This window comes from Paenibacillus nicotianae (assembly GCF_042681745.1).
Classification (GTDB): Bacteria; Bacillota; Bacilli; order Paenibacillales; family Paenibacillaceae; genus Saccharibacillus; species Saccharibacillus nicotianae.
This window is the reverse complement of record NZ_JBHUGF010000005.1, coordinates 1-3720: the sequence shown is the minus strand read 5'-3', so window position 1 is coordinate 3720 and position 3720 is coordinate 1. Positions and strand designations below refer to the sequence as shown.

The following is a 3720-nucleotide window of genomic DNA, read 5'->3' as shown; positions in this document are numbered from 1 at the left end:
CTAAGCCACGAGAGCTGTAGCTATTCGCTGTGTTTTTGCCTGACGTATCGGTTTTGTCGGTCAGTTGTCCGGCTTCGTTGTACGCTTTGGTGTATAACGTTTCGCTTGTGCCAGCAGGGGCGTTCACAGTGATCTTCGTTAGACCTCCAGTGCCGTCGTACGCATAGCGAGTCGTCTGGTCGATCCCATCTTGCACAGCCGTGAGTCGGTTCAGAGCATCATAGGTATAGTTGCTGGTGACTCCATTGCTGTTTTGGGTCTGGTTTGGATCGGTATAACTTAGGATGTTGCCTTGCAAGTCATAAGTGTAACTTTCTTGAATCGGTTGGTTTTGAGATGCGCCGTCTTTGAACGCAGTCGTTGTCGCTAGATTGCCGTAAACATCATAGGATTGTTCCACTGCATTCAGGCGAATACTACGGTTATCTGCATTCGCACGATAAGCGGACACATCTGCGGCGGCAATCGCAAAATGATTGTTTTTCCGCTGGGTCATATGGTTAGCTGTAATATACAGGTTGCCGTATGGATCGGTCGCTTCGATTTGTTGTCCCCATGCGTCGTAACTCGCGGTCTGCGTATTTCCTAGTGGATCGATCGCATAAATGGCTCGTCCTTGATCGTCAGGATGATACTGGGAACGCGTCCAGCCGTTACTTTCATTGTACGTCTCATCCACTCGCAAAAAGCCAAATCCATCATAGTACGACGATTGACGGCTCAGTACAGTAACCGCTCCTGTAGCGGTGTTAGTGTATTGACGAATGGCATCGACACGCATCGTTAAGATGCCTGCATTGGTGCTATCGGCTTCGGTGCTATACGCACGATTGGTATAACCATATTGATCTTCCACGGCATAGATGGTTCCATCCAAGTTGGTGATCGATGGCGATACAATTTTCACCGGGCGACCTAGTGCATCATATGTTGTGGTCGTGGCTTTGCCGTTGCTGTCGATTTGTTCTGCCAGTAATTCAATGTTTATTAATTTAAAGATTTTAATGGCTTATAATATTTATTCTAAAAAAAATTTAAAATCAGATCTCTTTTATTAGTTGCTTATTCAACTAGACAAAAACCTTTAGCAAATTTAATATGCTAAAGGTTTTTGCTTGAATTTAACTAGATCGACTTTTCTAATTCAAAATATACTCCATTTGTAGAAAGTACTATCCTGTTGGGAAAAGCAGGATCAAATAATAGTATCCCTAGGCTCCATTGATTTTGATATCTATCATCTTTATAAATTTCAACATTGTAGATATGCTCGCCATCAAATCCAAGCTCATTTAAAGATGGAGCCCTTTCACTTTCTTCCATATGAGTAATATCAGTAAAAACATAATATGGTTTTTTCAAAACTGGAGTTGTATTTTGATCTTCTTGCATTAATATTTCTCTAATTTTGGAAGGCTCAGATGTAAACTCTTCATTGTTTATATTGAAGTATGATCCTTTTAAATCTTTAGCTACTTTAAGATCAATAGTAGTTATATAAGCATATTTAATAATATCTTTAACTATCCATTTTCCGTTTAATTTTTCTTGTAAATTATTTTTCATATTGATCTGTTCACCTACAATTTTATGGTCTTGTTCTGAAGCAGTCTTAATTTCACAACCTGTAATAATAAATATAAATATTAGAAATATAAGATTCATATTCTTCAAATAATGACCATCCTTTATAATAAAATTATTTTGAATAATAATTCAATCATCTCATTGCTAAGTTAGAAATTTAATCTTTCATTTTAATATAATCTTTAAAGTCTTGTTGTAAACGTCTAGCTTCATCAGTAGAATAATCCTCATAATTAGGAAATAACGTAATGCTAATTGCATTGTTTTTTAGTTTTTCTATTTGATAAGCATTAGAGTAAGAAAGTAATTTATCCTTTGCAATAAATTGAAAATATTCTTCTCCATAAATCATTTTCCAAGTTGATCCAAACCATAAATCATCAACGTACTCAGGATAACCTGGAAGTGAAATTGTATCAATAAAACTTTTGACTTTATTAAAAGGTATTAATTTAATATTTTCTAAGGATTTCCCCATTAATTCATATTGTTTGGGATCCGTATTTCTTTGCCAAAACAAATCGTCTTTAGGATAAATACAGGCTACTATCCCTATGTTCTCATTTTCAAAGAAATATTTAATATACTCTACCCATTGCTGCAAACTTGCTTGCAAATTGTAAATATGAAATAAAAGAAATGAATTTTTTTTTCCAATACCTAAAAGTACAGAATTTCCAGACGAATCTTTAAATTTAGAGAATATAGGGTATTTAAATGAATGTAGCTTTTCAAAAAATTCATTTAAATAATTACTTTTCCAAGCTACTGGTTCCTGAAACTTCTTTATATCATCTGCTTGAAAAAATGCCACTTCAAAAAAAGGAGCATTTTTTAACCAACGCATAACATTTTGATAATTAATATTTACAGTTGAAATATTGATTCTAAAACTTAACTCTTCGAAATTCTCTTGTTTCATTTAGAATTCCTCCACAGTAATTTGTATTTTACCAGCTTTATCAAGCAGACCCTTTAAGTCTACTGATTTTATATATCCTTTAGGTACTCTAATATCCAAAATTCGTTTTTCCATAGGAACTTCTTCACCAGCTATTACTATTTTGGCACTAGCTAGTTCTTTTAAAGCATTTGATAAATTCGTGAATAGTGCACCTGAACTATAGCTTCTAGGATCTACAGTTTTCAAACTTACTACTTGTCTGTCATTAGACTGAAAATCTATAACTGGAAAATACCCTTTATATTCTCTACCGATTTGATACCAATCCTTATAATCATACTCAGCAAGAACTTCCTCTATAAATTCTCCTCGCTGTGTCCCGGTCAAAGTATTCCATACCTCATTCGAAACATCATCTTTAACTCCTTCTTTTACAACAATTTTTGCAATTTCTGCAAAAACATTTAATCTATTTATTTTATTAGTTACTGAAGATGCTCTCTTTTCTAACTTTTCCCAATAAGTATGACCTTTTAGTTCAACAACAGAGGGAGGTTTGGGCTCGTTTAAGGTTCCAGGATTCACTTCAAAATTTGAATTACCTGTAGGATCAATATAACGCAAAGGATTATTACTCACATATCCGTAAATATTAAGTGTCAATGGATTGTTAATTTGTCCCTCGTAACTATCCTCATTCAAAAACCGTCCCTGACTTGGATCGTAATATCTCGCTTTCAGATAATATAATCCCGTCTCGCTATCATACGCTTCGCCTGCATACTTGAAAGTATTGGAAACCGTCTCTTGTTGCTTAACAATGTTACCCCACTCGTCATACCCATAGCTATTTACAATCGCTCCACTGGTATCTAGCATTTGCACCACATCACCATGTCCGTTGAACAGGTAGTAGTAGTCTTTACTTGCCGTCTGATCTTTTTTCACCAGTACTCGATCGCCACGGATGTAGGTGGACTGTTTTCCATCACTAGACTTTTCGGATACAACATTTTTCCAAGCATCGTACCCGTATTGGGTGGTCGTTGTACCTGTCGTTTTCTGAGAACGAAGTCCGTCCGGTAAATAGTCGATCGTTGTCTTATTTCCATCGATCGTTGCTGCAATCAGTTTGTTATCGAGATCGTAGCTATAACTGGATTCTTTAGTCGCCGATGCTTCCTGAGTATCACTCAGCGTTTTCCGATTGCCACGTAGATCATACGTGT

Annotated in this window: 3 protein-coding genes and 1 pseudogene; all 4 read right to left on the bottom strand. The window is 35.9% G+C overall.

Annotated features, from left to right (window positions below):
- Positions 1-907, bottom strand: a pseudogene (locus tag ACFSGI_RS02365) (RHS repeat protein); the annotation flags it as partial.
- A 218-nt stretch (positions 908-1125) separates the two neighbouring features.
- Positions 1126-1674, bottom strand: coding sequence for a hypothetical protein (locus ACFSGI_RS02360; protein WP_204827367.1), 549 nt, complete (start codon positions 1672-1674; stop codon positions 1126-1128).
- A gap of 70 nt (positions 1675-1744) precedes the next feature.
- Positions 1745-2509, bottom strand: a complete 765-nt coding sequence (locus tag ACFSGI_RS02355; RefSeq protein WP_204827368.1) for a hypothetical protein — start codon at positions 2507-2509, stop codon at positions 1745-1747.
- Positions 2510-3720: RHS repeat domain-containing protein (locus tag ACFSGI_RS02350; RefSeq protein ID WP_379282327.1), on the bottom strand; the 1211-nt coding region annotated here is incomplete at its 5' end.

Coding starts and splice junctions, on each gene's coding strand:
- ACFSGI_RS02355 (WP_204827368.1), bottom strand. CDS start 2,509: ATGAAACAAGAGAATTTCGAAGAGTTAAGTTTTAGAATCAATATTTCA.